Genomic DNA, 14,485 nt, shown 5'->3' on the forward strand with positions numbered 1-14,485 from the left:
GCATACAGGAATCATCAAAAATAAGCCCGCACCTAAACAGTGCGGGCTTTTTTTTCGGCAAAAATTCAGGAGATTTTGATATGCGAGTGCTGAAATTCGGTGGAACCTCAGTAGCCAACGCGGAACGCTTCTTACGCGTGGCAGACATTCTGGAAAGTAATGCGAAGCAGGGACAGGTTGCTACCGTATTGTCCGCGCCAGCTAAGATCACTAATCACCTGGTGGCGATGATTGAAAAAACCATCAGCGGCCAGGATGCCTTGCCGAACATCAGCGATGCGGAAAGCATTTTTGCTTCCCTTCTGCAGGGCCTGGCGGAAGTGCAGCCGGGTTTCCAGTACGACAAGTTGAAAACCGTTGTCGACCAGGAATTTGCGCAGCTTAAGCAGATCCTGCACGGCATTGGCCTGCTGGGACAGTGCCCGGACAGCGTCAACGCGGCGATTATCTGCCGTGGCGAAAAGCTGTCGATCGCCATTATGGAAGCGCTGCTGCTGGCGCGCGGACATGGCGTCAGCGTCATCGACCCGGTTGAGAAGCTGCTGGCCGTTGGGCATTACCTCGAATCCACCGTTGATATCCCTGAGTCCACTCGCCGTATTGCCGCCAGCCAAATCCCGCGAGAAAACATGATCCTGATGGCCGGCTTCACCGCCGGTAATGATAAAGGTGAACTGGTGGTACTGGGCCGCAATGGCTCCGATTATTCGGCTGCGGTGCTGGCCGCCTGTTTACGCGCTGATTGTTGTGAAATCTGGACCGATGTGGACGGGGTTTACACCTGCGATCCTCGCCAGGTGCCGGATGCGCGCCTGCTGAAATCGATGTCCTACCAGGAAGCGATGGAGCTTTCCTATTTTGGCGCGAAAGTGCTGCACCCGCGCACCATTACCCCTATCGCACAGTTCCAGATCCCGTGCCTGATCAAGAATACCGCCAATCCTCAGGCGCCCGGCACGCTGATTGGTGGCGACAGCTCGGATGATGATAATCCGGTTAAGGGCATCACCAATCTGAATAACATGGCGATGTTTAACGTCTCCGGCCCGGGCATGAAAGGGATGGTCGGCATGGCGGCGCGAGTCTTTGCCGCCATGTCCCGCAGCGGGATCTCGGTGGTGTTGATCACCCAGTCCTCGTCTGAATACAGCATCAGTTTCTGCGTGCCGCAGAGCGATCAGGCGCGTGCCCGCCGCGTATTAGAAGAAGAGTTCTATCTTGAGCTGAAAGATGGCCTGCTAGAGCCACTGGACGTGATGGAACATCTGGCGGTGATTTCAGTGGTCGGCGACGGTATGCGCACGCTGCGCGGCATCTCTGCCAAATTCTTCTCGGCGCTGGCGCGGGCCAATATCAATATCGTGGCCATCGCCCAGGGCTCTTCCGAGCGTTCTATCTCGGTGGTGGTGGATAACGATCAGGCGACAACCGGCGTGCGCGTGGTGCATCAGATGCTGTTCGCCACTGACCAGGTGATTGAAGTGTTTGTGATCGGCGTCGGCGGCGTTGGCGCGGCACTGATCGATCAGCTGCATCGCCAGCAGGCGTGGCTGAAAAATAAACATATCGATTTACGGGTGTGCGGCATCGCCAATTCCAAAGCGCTGCTGACCAACGTGCACGGCATTCCGCTGGAGAACTGGAAAGCATCGCTGGCTGACGCCAAAGAGCCGTTTAATCTTGGTCGCCTGATGCGTCTGGTAAAAGAGTATCACCTGCTGAATCCGGTGATTGTGGACTGTACCTCAAGCCAGGCGGTTGCCGATCAGTATGCCGACTTCCTCGGTGAAGGCTTCCACGTAGTGACGCCGAATAAAAAGGCCAACACCTCCTCTTACAATTACTACCTGCAGATGCGTGCGGCGGCGGCGAAATCTCGCCGTAAATTCCTTTACGATACCAATGTTGGTGCGGGCCTGCCGGTGATCGAGAACCTGCAAAACCTGCTGAATGCCGGTGATGAGCTGCTGCGTTTCTCCGGCATCCTTTCTGGCTCTTTATCGTTCATCTTCGGTAAACTGGATGAAGGCGTGTCGCTGTCGGAAGCCACCAAAACCGCACGTGAAATGGGCTTCACCGAGCCAGACCCGCGTGACGATCTCTCCGGGATGGACGTGGCGCGTAAGCTATTGATCCTTGCCCGTGAAGCCGGCTACCAGCTGGAGCTCAGCGACATCGAGATTGAAGCAGTGCTGCCGGAAGAATTCACGGCGATTGCCGACGTGGAAACCTTTATGGCGCGTCTGCCAGAGCTGGATGATGCCTTTGCTTCCCGCGTGGCGCGGGCCAGTGCAGAGGGCAAAGTGCTGCGATTTGTCGGTGCCATTGAAGAAGGTGGCCGTTGTCAGGTAAAAATTGATGCCGTGGACGGTAACGATCCGCTGTATAAAGTGAAAAACGGCGAGAATGCCCTGGCCTTCTACAGCCGCTACTATCAGCCCATTCCGCTGGTTCTGCGCGGCTACGGTGCCGGTAATGATGTGACCGCAGCAGGCGTGTTCGCCGACCTGTTACGCACCTTGTCATGGAAGTTGGGAGTTTAAGAATGGTTAAGATTTATGCCCCTGCCTCAATCGGCAACGTCAGCGTGGGCTTTGATGTACTGGGTGCGGCGGTGTCTCCGATTGACGGCGCCTTGCTGGGCGACTGCGTGACCGTGGAAGCGGCCAGCGAATTCAGCCTGCGTAATGAAGGGCGTTTCGTCAGCAAGCTCCCCACCAATCCGCAGGAAAACATCGTCTGGCAGTGTTGGGATCGTTTCTGCGAAGCGATTGGCAAACGCGTGCCGGTGGCGATGACGCTTGAAAAAAACATGCCAATCGGTTCCGGCCTGGGTTCCAGCGCCTGTTCGGTGGTGGCTGGCCTGATGGCGATGAACGAGCACTGTGGTAAGCCGCTGAGCGATAACGAATTACTGGCGCTGATGGGCGAACTGGAAGGGCGTATTTCCGGTAGCGTGCATTATGATAACGTGGCGCCATGCTTCCTCGGCGGCATTCAGCTGATGCTCGAGGAAAATGGGATTATCAGCCAGCAGGTGCCAGGCTTTGATGACTGGCTGTGGGTAATGGCCTATCCGGGGATCAAAGTTTCCACTGCGGAAGCCCGCGCGATCCTGCCGGCACAGTACCGTAAAGAAGACATTATTAAGCACGGTCGCTACCTGGGTGGGTTTATTCATGCCTGCCACACGCAGCAACCGGCGCTGGCGGCAAAGCTGATGCGCGATGTGATCGCCGAGCCTTACCGCACCAAGCTGTTACCGGGATTTGCTGAAGCCCGTCAGGCCGCGCAGGATATTGGCGCGCTGGCCTGTGGGATCTCAGGATCCGGCCCAACGCTGTTCGCCGTCTGTAACCAACCGGATACGGCGCAGCGCATGGCAGACTGGCTCAGCCAGCACTATCTGCAAAATGATGAAGGCTTCGTTCATATCTGCCGCATAGACACGGCAGGCGCACGTAAACTGGGATAACGCATGAAACTGTATAATCTTAAGGATCACAACGAGCAGGTAAGCTTCTCGCAGGCCGTTAAGCAAGGCCTCGGCAAACAGCAGGGCCTGTTCTTTCCGCTTGAGCTGCCTGAGTTTGAACTGACCGACATCGACGAGATGTTGGAAATGGATTTCGTTACCCGCAGTAGCAAAATCCTCTCTGCCTTTATTGGCGATGAGATCGAACCTCATCAGCTGCATCAGCGCCTGAAAACCGCCTTCAGCTTCCCGGCACCGGTACAAAAGGTGACGGATGATATCGCTGCGCTGGAGCTGTTCCATGGTCCAACGCTGGCGTTTAAAGACTTTGGCGGCCGTTTTATGGCGCAAATGCTCTCCTACGTTAGCGGCGCCGATGAGAAAATCACCATTCTGACCGCCACTTCCGGCGATACCGGTGCGGCAGTTGCTCATGCTTTCTTCGGCATGGAAAACGTTCGCGTGGTGATCCTCTATCCGAAAGGTAAAATCAGTCCGCTGCAGGAAAAACTGTTCTGTACGCTGGGTGGCAATATCCAGACCATCGCCATTGAAGGCGATTTCGATGCCTGTCAGTCACTGGTGAAGCAGGCCTTTGATGATGAGCTGCTGAAGAAAGCCATTGGCCTGAACTCGGCAAACTCAATCAACATCAGCCGCCTGCTGGCGCAGATTTGTTACTACTTCGAAGCGGTGGCACAACTGCCTCAGGAGAAGCGTAACCAGCTGGTGATCTCCGTACCGAGTGGTAACTTCGGCGACCTGACCGCGGGCCTGCTGGCGAAATCCCTTGGCCTGCCGGTTAAGCGCTTTATTGCCGCTACCAACGCCAATGACACCGTTCCGCGCTTCCTTGAGAAGGGCGAATGGCAGCCTAATGCCACGGTTTCCACCTTGTCTAACGCGATGGATGTCAGCCAGCCGAACAACTGGCCGCGCGTGGAAGAGATCTTCCGCCGCAAAACCTGGCGCCTGACCGATCTGGGCTTTGGTGCGGTTGATGATCAGACCACCAAAGACACCATGCGTGAGCTGGCGGACCTGGGTTACATCTCTGAGCCCCACGCGGCGATTGCTTACCGTATGCTGCGCGATCAGTTGCAGGAAGGGGAATTTGGTTTGTTCCTCGGCACCGCGCACCCGGCCAAGTTTATCGAAAGCGTGGAAGCGATCCTCGACCGCAAGCTGCCGGTGCCAGAAGAGCTGGCACAGCGTGCCAACCTGCCGCTGCTCTCCCATGAGATGAAAGCGGACTTCGCCGAACTGCGCGAGTTCCTGTTGCACAAATAAGGTCTCCGGCCCCGTTGCGGGGCGTATCCACCCATGCAAACGGCCCTGAAAAGGGCCGTTTTTTTATGCTGCCGGTGTGCTGTCAGACCGCTTCGCGGCGCTTAAACATCAGTTCGCTGTCGCTACTCTCTTCGGGGACAAAGGCGTAGCCGTCCACATCAAACTTCTTCAGCTGTGCCGGTTTGGTCAGGCGATTCTCAATGACATAACGGCTCATCAGGCCACGCGCCTTTTTGGCATAGAAGCTGATCACTTTGAACTTGCCGTTTTTCTCGTCGAGGAACACCGGCTTGATGATGCGGCCATTGAGCTTTTTCGGCTTCACCGCTTTGAAATACTCATCGGACGCCAGGTTCAGCAACACATCATCGCCTTGTTCGGCCAGCGCGGCATTCAGCGCTTCGGTCAGCTTATCGCCCCAGAAGGTGTAGAGATCTTTGCCGGCCGGGTTTTCCAGCCTGATGCCCATTTCCAGACGATAGGGCTGCATCAAATCCAGCGGGCGCAGCAGACCGTAAAGGCCGGACAGCATGCGCAGGTGCTGCTGAGCAAAATCGAAATCCTTCTCTTTAAAGGTTTCCGCCTGCAGGCCGGTATAGACATCACCTTTAAAGGCAAGGATTGCCTGACGGGCATTTTCCGGGGTGAACGGCGGGTGCCAGTGATGGAAACGATCGGCGTTCAGTCCAGCCAGCTTATCGCTGATATGCATCAGTGAACCGATCTGCGCTGGCGTCAGCTTTCGGGCAACCTCAATCAGTTTTTGGGAATCATCCAGCAACGCAGGTTGGGTGAAACGTTTGGTCGCCAGCGGGCTTTCAAAATCCAGCGTTTTGGCTGGGGAGATAACCATCAACATGCCTGAGTCCTTGTATGAATATGCCGCGAGGGGCAAAAGTTTAGCCGTTACTTTAGCAAAAAAGTGACATGAAAGGAGTAATCGCTGCCATTGCCTTTACTGATCCCCGGCGCGTTAAAGGGGGTATTCTTCATCAATTTAGCACTGCGTGGCCTGCGGGCAACCTTACCTTGCATGGCAAGCTTCGCGTGATATTATCCGTGTCAGACATTTTCTAGAACCCGATAACTCTACTCTGATGAGAATGACAACCATGACGGATAAACTGACTTCCCTGCGTCAACTGACTACCGTTGTTGCCGATACCGGTGACATTGCAGCGATGAAGCTGTACAAGCCGCAAGATGCTACCACCAACCCTTCCCTGATCCTGAGCGCCGCGCAGATCCCTGAATACCGCAAGCTGATTGATGAAGCGGTTACCTGGGCTCGCGATCAGAGCAGCAAAAAAGAAGAGCAGGTGAACTACGCTGCGGACAAGCTGGCCGTCAATATCGGTCTGGAAATCCTGAAGCTGGTCCCTGGCCGTATCTCTACCGAAGTCGATGCCCGTCTGTCTTACGACACCGAAGGCAGCATCAATAAAGCCCGTTCCCTGATCAAACTGTATAACGATGCTGGCATCAGCAACGACCGCATCCTGATCAAACTGGCGTCCACCTGGCAGGGCATCCGTGCTGCTGAGCAGCTGGAAAAAGAAGGCATCAACTGTAACCTGACGCTGCTGTTCTCCTTCGCCCAGGCGCGTGCCTGTGCTGAAGCGGGCGTGTTCCTGATTTCTCCGTTCGTCGGCCGTATTCTCGACTGGTACAAAGCCAACACTGACAAGAAAGAGTACGCTGCCCATGAAGATCCAGGCGTGGTTTCCGTGTCTGAAATCTACGAATACTACAAGCAGCATGGCTACGAAACCGTTGTGATGGGCGCAAGCTTCCGTAACGTTGGCGAAATCATCGAACTGGCTGGCTGCGACCGTCTGACCATCTCACCGAACCTGCTGAAAGAGCTGGCAGAAACCGAAGGGACGCTGGAGCGTAAACTGTCTTACACCGGCGAAGTGAAAGCGCGTCCGGCGAAAATGACTGAATCTGAGTTCCTGTGGCAGCACAACCAGGATCCGATGGCCGTCGATAAACTGGCTCAGGGAATCCGTAACTTTGCGCTCGACCAGGGCAAACTCGACAAAATGATTGCCGACCTGCTGTAAGTCTCCGACCGTGGCCGGTTATCCGGCCACCGTTTTCCCCCGCTGTACATCCCGCTTTGTAATGGTTTATCCTGCTTTTATCCTCCTCCACGCCCGCGCTTTTACCGTGGCCGTAAACACAGTGACCACACGATGAATACACTACGTATAGGCTTAATTTCGGTTTCCGATCGTGCCGCCAACGGCATCTATCAGGATCAGGGGCTGCCTGCACTTGAGGCCTGGTTAACCCAGGCGCTGGCGACGCCGTTTGAGATTGAAAAACGGCTGGTGCCGGATGAACAGCCGATGATTGAACAGGCGATTTGCGAGCTGGTGGATGAAATGTTCTGCCATCTGGTCCTGACCACGGGCGGCACGGGGCCGGCGCGTCGTGACGTCACCCCGGATGCCACGCTGGCGATTGCCGATCGCGAGATGCCCGGTTTCGGCGAGCAAATGCGCCAGATCAGCCTCAACTTTGTGCCGACGGCGATCCTCTCCCGTCAGGTCGGCGTGATCCGTAAGCAATCGCTGATTATTAATCTGCCGGGCCAGCCAAAGTCGATTCAAGAGACGCTGGAAGGGCTGAAGGATGCCGAGGGTAAGGCGCGCGTGCACGGAATTTTTGCCAGCGTGCCGTATTGTATTCAGCTGCTGGAAGGCCCGTATGTAGAGACGCATGACGCGGTGGTAGCAGCATTTCGTCCTAAAAGTGCGCGTCGCGAAACAAACGGCTAAAAATGGCGTAATTCAGGCATAAGATCGAGCTGGCGTAGCGGGAATTGAACGGTATAGTAAGGATAGCTTTACAACTTCTTACTCACCTTTTTTCTTCACCTTCTGGATGTGCCTGAATAATTATGCTGCACGATAACGATCGCCGCCTGAACCGGCAGGATTACAAGACCCTTTCTCTGGCGGCGCTCGGTGGCGCGCTGGAATTCTACGACTTCATCATCTTCGTGTTCTTCGCGGCGGTGATTGGCGAGCTGTTCTTCCCGGCGGATATTCCTGACTGGCTGCGCCAGGTCCAGACCTTTGCCATTTTCGCTGCCGGCTATCTTGCCCGTCCGTTAGGCGGCCTGATCATGGCGCATTTCGGTGACAGCCAGGGGCGCAAAAAGATGTTCAGTCTGAGCATTCTGCTGATGGCGCTGCCCACGCTGGCGATGGGGCTGTTGCCGACCTATGCCACGCTGGGCATTGCCGCACCGATCCTGCTGTTACTGCTGCGCGTGCTGCAAGGCGCGGCGATCGGTGGCGAAGTGCCGGGTGCCTGGGTGTTTGTCGCTGAACATGTTCCCGAAAAACGCATCGGCTTTGCCTGTGGCACCCTGACCGCCGGGCTCACCGCGGGCATCCTGCTGGGATCGGTGGTGGCAACGCTGGTCAACAGCGCCTTTGGTCCGCAGGGCATCCTGTCCGGCGCCTGGCGTATCCCGTTCCTGCTGGGCGGCGTGTTTGGCTTTATCGCGCTGTATCTGCGCCGCTGGTTGCAGGAAACCCCGATCTTTGTCGAGATGAAAGCGCGGAAAGCGCTGGCCGCGGAACTGCCGTTGAAAGCGGTGGTGGTGAAACATAAACGTGAAATCGCCATCAGCATGTTGCTGACCTGGCTGCTCTCGGCGGGAATTGTGGTGGTGATCCTGATGACGCCGACCTTGCTGCAAAAGCAGTATGGCATTCCGACGGCGCAAGCACTGCAGGCCAACAGCCTGGCGACGGTGATGCTGCTGGTGGGCTGCATCTGCGCGGGCTTTGCAGCCGATCGCTTTGGCGCCAGCAAAACCTTTATCGTGGGCAGCCTGTTGCTGGCGGTGTGCAGCTGGATATTTTACCGCACGGTTGGCGCGCATCCCGAGCTGCTATTCCCTTGCTATGCGCTGGTGGGCTTAAGCGTGGGCGTGGTCGGCGCGGTGCCTTATGTGATGGTGCGGGCCTTCCCGGCGGAAGTGCGTTTCACCGGTATTGCCTTCTCGTATAACGTCGCTTACGCCATTTTTGGCGGCTTAACGCCAATTTTTGTCACCCTGATTATGGCGGTGACGCCGCTGGCCCCGGCTTATTATGTGCTGGCGCTGTCAGCAATTGGTCTGCTGGTCGGCATCTGGTTAAAGCGCGATGGCAAGCGTGATGCACTGGTCGGTCGTACCTTCAGCTAATAAAAAGCCCGGTCGTTTTTCAACGGCCGGGCGGGTCACTTTCTTCCGCAAATTACGCCTTATTCATCTCGCCAACGGGTAGCGCTTTGCGCCCCAACTGCGCATTAATCACTTCGGCCATGGCCAGATAAATCGCGCCGGCACCACAAAGAATGCCTTCATAGCCTGCCAGCGTTATCACGGCATGATTGCCGGCAATATGGCCGATGGCGAGAAGGGCGAAGAGCAGCGTCAGGCTGGCGAAGACAAACTGTAAGGCCCGGTTGGCGCGCAGGGTGCCAAAGAACATAAACAGCGTGAACACGCCCCATAATGCCAGCCAGATACCGAGCGCGGTGTCATCAGCGGGCTCTGCTAGTCCGATGCGGGGTAACAGTAAAATGCCCACCAGGCTCAGCCAGAAGCAGCCATAGGCGGTGAAGGCTGTCAGGCCGAAGGTGTTGCCTTTTTTATACTCCATCAGGCCGGCGAGGATCTGCGCCAGACCGCCAAAAAATATCCCCATGCTGAAAATGGCGGCGTTAAGCGGAAAGAAACCGGCGTTGTGCAGATTAAGGTAAACGGTGGTCATGCCAAAGCCCATCAGGCCGAGCGGTCCGGGGTTCGCTAATTTGCTGCTGTCCATAAGTCCTCTGATATCCATGATCAAGAAGTAGAAAAAAAAGTGAAGTAACTGACTGAAAGGGGCTGTTTTTGCGGATTAATGACCCCATTTTTTCAACTCGCGCGGCATCATAATGATCCGCCGTCCGGCAAACCTTGATCTGAAGAGTGGAAAAAACGAAATTTTTTTCACCTTGCCCCTTGATGCCGCTCTGGATGGCCCCATCTTATTTGGCATCCAAGGTTATGGACCTGGAAAAAAAGCGCGGCGCCAGCAGTTGAAACGGCAAAAAAAGCCCGCATTAAGTGTTCATAAACTGATTTGACATAAATTTAAGTGGGAGATGTATAGATGGGTAAAATTATTGGTATTGACCTGGGTACGACTAACTCTTGTGTCGCGATTATGGATGGCGGCAAAGCGCGTGTACTGGAGAATGCGGAAGGCGATCGCACCACCCCTTCCATCATCGCGTACACCCAGGACGGCGAGATTCTGGTCGGTTCACCGGCTAAGCGTCAGGCTGTGACCAACCCACAGAATACCCTGTTTGCGATTAAGCGCCTGATTGGCCGTCGCTTCCAGGACGAAGAAGTGCAGCGTGATATCAAAATCATGCCATACAAAATCGCCGGTTCTGACAACGGTGACGCCTGGATCGACGTGAAAGGCCAGAAAATGGCACCGCCGCAGATCTCTGCTGAAGTGCTGAAGAAAATGAAGAAAACGGCTGAAGATTACCTGGGCGAACCGGTAACTGAAGCGGTTATCACTGTTCCAGCGTACTTTAACGATGCGCAGCGTCAGGCAACGAAAGATGCCGGCCGTATCGCAGGTCTGGACGTAAAACGTATCATCAACGAACCAACCGCAGCGGCACTGGCTTACGGTATGGACAAAGGCCAGGGCAACCGCACTATCGCGGTTTATGACCTGGGCGGCGGTACCTTCGATATCTCCATCATCGAAATCGATGAAGTTGATGGCGAAAAAACCTTTGAAGTGCTGGCAACCAACGGTGATACCCACCTGGGTGGTGAAGACTTCGATAGCCGCATGATCAACTATCTGGTGGCAGAATTTAAGAAAGATTCTGGCATCGATCTGCACAACGATCCGCTGGCAATGCAGCGTCTGAAAGAAGCGGCAGAGAAAGCGAAAATCGAACTGTCTTCTGCACAGCAGACCGACGTGAACCTGCCGTACATCACGGCTGATGCGACTGGTCCTAAGCACCTGAACATCAAAGTGACCCGTGCGAAGCTGGAATCACTGGTTGAAGATCTGGTGGCTCGCTCTATCGACCCACTGAAAGTGGCGCTGCAGGATGCCGGTCTGTCTGTTTCAGACATCAACGACGTTATCCTTGTTGGTGGCCAGACGCGTATGCCAATGGTGCAGTCGAAAGTGGCTGAGTTCTTCGGTAAAGAACCACGTAAAGACGTAAACCCGGATGAAGCGGTTGCCGTCGGTGCTGCGGTTCAGGGTGGCGTGTTAGCGGGTGAAGTGAAAGACGTTCTGTTACTGGACGTTACCCCTCTGTCTCTGGGTATCGAAACCATGGGTGGCGTGATGACCTCACTGATCACCAAGAACACCACTATCCCGACCAAACACAGCCAGGTGTTCTCTACTGCTGAAGACAACCAGTCTGCTGTAACCATTCACGTGGTTCAGGGTGAGCGTAAGCGTGCTGCGGATAACAAATCGCTGGGCCAGTTCAACCTGGACGGGATTCAGGGCGCACCGCGCGGCATGCCGCAGATCGAAGTCACCTTTGATATCGATGCCGATGGTATCCTGCACGTGTCTGCTAAAGACAAAAACAGCGGTAAAGAGCAGAAGATCACCATCAAGGCATCTTCTGGTCTGAACGACGAAGAGATCGAAAAAATGGTTCGTGACGCTGAAGCTAACGCTGAGTCCGACCGTAAGTTCGAAGAGCTGGTTCAGGTTCGTAACACAGCCGATCACTTGTCGCACAGCACCCGTAAGCAGCTGGACGAAGCCGGCGATAAACTGCCAGCAGACGACAAGGCGCCGATTGAGGCAGCCCTGGCCGAGCTGAACGAAGCGCTGAAAGGCGAAGATAAAGACGCTATCGAAGCGAAAATGCAGGCGCTGACTGAAGTTTCCAGCAAACTGATGGAGTTCGCACAGCAGCAGCAGGCCGCTGGCGGCGCAGCGGATGCCGGTGACGCTTCTGCGAAGAAAGATGACGACGTTGTTGACGCTGAATTTGAAGAAGTGAAAGACAACAAAAAATAATCGCCCTGAGCGGGCACGGTGGCCTGTAACAGGCCACTGATGATAACCGGCACGGGCGTGGGAATTTCTCCACGCCCGTGCACGCATGTTAAGGGCAGGAACACCAGTATGGCGAAGCAAGACTATTACGAGATTTTAGGCGTTTCCAAATCAGCGGATGAGCGTGAAATCAAAAAGGCCTACAAACGCCTGGCGATGAAACTCCACCCTGACCGTAATCCCGGTGATAAAGAATCTGAAGCCAAATTTAAAGAAGTGAAGGAAGCGTACGAAATTCTGACCGATGGCCAGAAACGTGCAGCTTACGATCAGTACGGTCATGCAGCCTTTGAACAGGGCGGTATGGGCGGCGGTGGCGGCGGCTTTGGTGGCGGCGGTGCCGATTTCAGCGATATCTTTGGCGACGTGTTCGGCGATATCTTTGGCGGAGGACGTCGTCAGCAACGTGCTGCGCGTGGTGCCGATTTACGCTACAACATGGAGCTGACGCTTGAAGAAGCTGTCCGCGGCGTGTCCAAAGAGATCCGCATTCCAACGTTGGAAGAGTGTGAGGTGTGTGACGGTAGCGGCGCGAAAGCGGGCACCAAACCACAGACCTGTGGCACCTGTCATGGACAGGGCCAGGTTCAGATGCGTCAGGGCTTCTTTACCGTGCAGCAGGCGTGTCCTACCTGTCACGGTCGCGGCTCGGTGATCAAAGATCCGTGTAATGCCTGTCACGGTCACGGCCGCGTCGAGAAGTCCAAGACCCTGTCGGTGAAAATCCCGGCTGGCGTCGATACCGGCGACCGTATCCGTCTAACTGGCGAAGGCGAAGCGGGCGAGCATGGCGCACCGGCAGGCGATCTCTACGTTCAGGTGCAGGTGCGCAAGCACCCAATCTTCGAGCGTGAAGAGAACAACCTGTATTGCGAAGTGCCGATCAACTTTGCCATGGCAGCACTGGGCGGCGAGATTGAAGTGCCGACGCTGGATGGCCGTGTGAAGTTGAAAGTCCCGGCGGAAACCCAGACCGGCAAGCTGTTCCGTATGCGCAGCAAGGGTGTTAAATCCGTGCGCGGCGGTGCTCAGGGCGACCTGCTGTGCCGCGTGGTGGTGGAAACCCCGGTCAGCCTGAACGAGAAGCAGAAGGCGTTGCTGCAGGAGCTGGAAGAGAGCTTCGGTGGCCCAAGCGGCGAGAAGAACAGCCCGCGCTCGAAAAGCTTCTTCGACGGCGTGAAGAAATTCTTCGATGACCTGACTCGTTAATTTCTGCGGAAGTCAGACTAACGGACGGCTCAGGCTGTCCGTTTTTTTTTGCGCATTTTCCCGAACGGCTTCACAACTCGGAAATACCTACCTTATAACCGGGTATAAACTGTTTTTTACGAGCAGTTAAAACGCGTATGCTTGCGGTACTTTTCTTCATCACTTTGTTAAGGGAATGCCAAGATGAATGCAGCGCTCAAACGACTCCTGAAAAATGAAGCCACCGGTGGCGTGGTACTCATTATCGCTGCGGCGATAGCGATGATCCTCGCGAACACGGCCGGCACCCAGCAGGCTTACCAATCTATCCTGAATATGCCGGTCGAATTCCGCTTCGGTAGCCTGGATATCAGCAAAAACCTGCTGTTGTGGATCAATGATGCGCTGATGGCGGTGTTCTTCCTGATGATCGGTCTGGAAGTGAAGCACGAGCTGGTTTCCGGCTCGCTGGCAACGCGTGAGCGTGCGATGTTCCCATTGATTGCCGCGCTGGGCGGTATGCTGGCACCCGCGCTGATCTATGCGGCGATGAACCATAACGATCCGCTGGCCATTCACGGCTGGGCTATCCCGACCGCGACGGACATCGCGTTTGCGCTGGGTATCCTTGCGCTGCTCGGCAGCCGCGTGCCGCCTGCGCTGAAGATGTTCCTGATGGCGCTGGCCGTCATTGATGACCTTGGGGCGATCCTGATCATTGCCTTCTTCTATACCCAGGACCTGTCCGTGACGTCACTGGCCGTTGCCGGCGGCGCGATTGTGGTGCTGGCGCTGCTGAATAAATTGGGCGTGCGCAGTATCTCGCTTTATATGCTGGTTGGCATGGTGCTGTGGGTGGCGGTGCTGAAGTCTGGCATCCACGCCACGGTGGCGGGTGTGCTGGTTGGATTCTTTGTGCCGCTGAAAAAAGAGAACGGTCATTCCCCGGCGATGCACCTGGCGCATGGCCTGGCGCCATGGGTGAGCTGGGTGATCCTGCCGCTGTTTGCCTTTGCCAATGCCGGCGTCTCGTTAACCGGCGTGTCTGCTGATGGCCTGCTGTCGGCGGTGCCAATCGGCATTATTCTCGGGCTGTTTATCGGTAAACCGCTGGGGATCACCCTGATCTGCTGGCTGGCGGTAAAACTGAAGATTGCGGCCTTGCCGGAAGGCACCCGCATGCAGGACATCGCGTCGGTCGGGCTGCTGTGCGGGATCGGCTTTACCATGTCGATCTTTATCGCCTCGCTGGCCTTTGATGCAGCCCACGAAGAGATGGTGACGCTGGCGAAACTGGGTATCCTGGTCGGTTCGGCTATTTCTGCGGTGATGGGGTACACGCTGCTGCGTCTTAAACTGCGATAACGCGTTTCCGGCCAGCCCCGGCTGGCCGGTTCCGAACACGCCATCA

Annotated in this window: 12 protein-coding genes and 1 other annotated feature (1 of these 13 cut by a window edge); of the genes, 10 read left to right on the top strand and 2 right to left on the bottom strand. The window is 55.7% G+C overall.

Features of this window, described 5'->3' with window-relative positions:
• Window positions 1-56, top strand: a sequence feature (Thr leader region) (it extends 66 nt beyond the left edge of the window).
• Between the two features lie 24 nt (window positions 57-80).
• The 3 genes from thrA to thrC are packed head-to-tail and all read left to right on the top strand — an operon-like array spanning window position 81 to window position 4,765.
• The gene (thrA, locus tag EBC_RS04925) at window positions 81-2,543 is read left to right on the top strand and encodes a bifunctional aspartate kinase/homoserine dehydrogenase I (RefSeq protein WP_013200696.1); all 2,463 of its coding nucleotides are present in this window, start codon (window positions 81-83) and stop codon (window positions 2,541-2,543) included.
• Window positions 2,544-2,545: 2 nt separating this feature from the next.
• The gene (gene thrB, locus EBC_RS04930; protein ID WP_013200697.1) at window positions 2,546-3,475 is read left to right on the top strand and encodes a homoserine kinase; all 930 of its coding nucleotides are present in this window, start codon (window positions 2,546-2,548) and stop codon (window positions 3,473-3,475) included.
• A gap of 3 nt (window positions 3,476-3,478) precedes the next feature.
• Window positions 3,479-4,765 carry a threonine synthase gene (thrC, locus tag EBC_RS04935; protein WP_013200698.1) on the top strand — a complete coding sequence of 429 codons (1,287 nt, stop codon included), beginning with the start codon at window positions 3,479-3,481 and terminating at the stop codon, window positions 4,763-4,765.
• 82 nt (window positions 4,766-4,847) lie between these two features.
• Here thrC and yaaA read toward each other — a convergent pair whose 3' ends face one another.
• Window positions 4,848-5,624: a peroxide stress protein YaaA gene (gene yaaA, locus EBC_RS04940; RefSeq protein WP_013200699.1), complete on the bottom strand. Its 777-nt coding sequence runs from the start codon at window positions 5,622-5,624 to the stop codon at window positions 4,848-4,850.
• Window positions 5,625-5,877: 253 nt separating this feature from the next.
• Here yaaA and tal point away from each other — a divergent pair, with 253 nt between their 5' ends.
• From tal to EBC_RS04955, 3 genes are all read left to right on the top strand, one after another.
• Entirely contained in the window at window positions 5,878-6,831 is a 954-nt protein-coding gene (gene tal, locus EBC_RS04945; RefSeq protein ID WP_013200700.1) for a transaldolase, read from the top strand.
• 132 nt (window positions 6,832-6,963) lie between these two features.
• Window positions 6,964-7,551, top strand: a complete 588-nt coding sequence (gene mog / locus EBC_RS04950; protein ID WP_013200701.1) for a molybdopterin adenylyltransferase — start codon at window positions 6,964-6,966, stop codon at window positions 7,549-7,551.
• 122 nt (window positions 7,552-7,673) lie between these two features.
• The gene (locus tag EBC_RS04955; RefSeq protein WP_013200702.1) at window positions 7,674-8,975 is read left to right on the top strand and encodes an MFS transporter; all 1,302 of its coding nucleotides are present in this window, start codon (window positions 7,674-7,676) and stop codon (window positions 8,973-8,975) included.
• Window positions 8,976-9,027: 52 nt separating this feature from the next.
• Here the strand turns inward: EBC_RS04955 and satP are convergent, their stop codons facing one another.
• Window positions 9,028-9,600: an acetate uptake transporter gene (gene satP, locus EBC_RS04960; RefSeq protein WP_013200703.1), complete on the bottom strand. Its 573-nt coding sequence runs from the start codon at window positions 9,598-9,600 to the stop codon at window positions 9,028-9,030.
• Window positions 9,601-9,712: 112 nt separating this feature from the next.
• Here satP and EBC_RS04965 point away from each other — a divergent pair, with 112 nt between their 5' ends.
• The 4 genes from EBC_RS04965 to nhaA all read left to right on the top strand — a co-directional run bounded on the left by EBC_RS04965 (window position 9,713) and on the right by nhaA (window position 14,439).
• The gene (locus tag EBC_RS04965; RefSeq protein ID WP_041691897.1) at window positions 9,713-9,904 is read left to right on the top strand and encodes a hypothetical protein; all 192 of its coding nucleotides are present in this window, start codon (window positions 9,713-9,715) and stop codon (window positions 9,902-9,904) included.
• Between the two features lie 26 nt (window positions 9,905-9,930).
• On the top strand, window positions 9,931-11,847 hold the full coding sequence (gene dnaK / locus EBC_RS04970) for a molecular chaperone DnaK (protein ID WP_013200704.1): 1,917 nt from the start codon (window positions 9,931-9,933) through the stop codon (window positions 11,845-11,847).
• 108 nt (window positions 11,848-11,955) lie between these two features.
• Window positions 11,956-13,095: a molecular chaperone DnaJ gene (gene dnaJ, locus EBC_RS04975; RefSeq protein ID WP_013200705.1), complete on the top strand. Its 1,140-nt coding sequence runs from the start codon at window positions 11,956-11,958 to the stop codon at window positions 13,093-13,095.
• 183 nt (window positions 13,096-13,278) lie between these two features.
• Window positions 13,279-14,439 (top strand): Na+/H+ antiporter NhaA, encoded by a 1,161-nt coding sequence (gene nhaA, locus EBC_RS04980; protein ID WP_013200706.1) that lies wholly within the window; start codon window positions 13,279-13,281, stop codon window positions 14,437-14,439.
• Window positions 14,440-14,485: the final 46 nt, after the last annotated feature.

It is taken from the genome of Erwinia billingiae Eb661, assembly GCF_000196615.1.
Lineage (GTDB): Bacteria > Pseudomonadota > Gammaproteobacteria > Enterobacterales > Enterobacteriaceae > Erwinia > Erwinia billingiae.

Bases quoted from the DNA above. Each gene is read 5' to 3' on its own strand.
- thrA (WP_013200696.1), top strand. From the start codon at position 81: ATGCGAGTGCTGAAATTCGGTGGAACCTCAGTAGCCAACGCGGAACGC.
- thrB (WP_013200697.1), top strand. From the start codon at position 2,546: ATGGTTAAGATTTATGCCCCTGCCTCAATCGGCAACGTCAGCGTGGGC.
- thrC (WP_013200698.1), top strand. From the start codon at position 3,479: ATGAAACTGTATAATCTTAAGGATCACAACGAGCAGGTAAGCTTCTCG.
- yaaA (WP_013200699.1), bottom strand. From the start codon at position 5,624: ATGTTGATGGTTATCTCCCCAGCCAAAACGCTGGATTTTGAAAGCCCG.
- tal (WP_013200700.1), top strand. From the start codon at position 5,878: ATGACGGATAAACTGACTTCCCTGCGTCAACTGACTACCGTTGTTGCC.
- mog (WP_013200701.1), top strand. From the start codon at position 6,964: ATGAATACACTACGTATAGGCTTAATTTCGGTTTCCGATCGTGCCGCC.
- EBC_RS04955 (WP_013200702.1), top strand. From the start codon at position 7,674: ATGCTGCACGATAACGATCGCCGCCTGAACCGGCAGGATTACAAGACC.
- satP (WP_013200703.1), bottom strand. From the start codon at position 9,600: ATGGACAGCAGCAAATTAGCGAACCCCGGACCGCTCGGCCTGATGGGC.
- EBC_RS04965 (WP_041691897.1), top strand. From the start codon at position 9,713: ATGATCCGCCGTCCGGCAAACCTTGATCTGAAGAGTGGAAAAAACGAA.
- dnaK (WP_013200704.1), top strand. From the start codon at position 9,931: ATGGGTAAAATTATTGGTATTGACCTGGGTACGACTAACTCTTGTGTC.
- dnaJ (WP_013200705.1), top strand. From the start codon at position 11,956: ATGGCGAAGCAAGACTATTACGAGATTTTAGGCGTTTCCAAATCAGCG.
- nhaA (WP_013200706.1), top strand. From the start codon at position 13,279: ATGAATGCAGCGCTCAAACGACTCCTGAAAAATGAAGCCACCGGTGGC.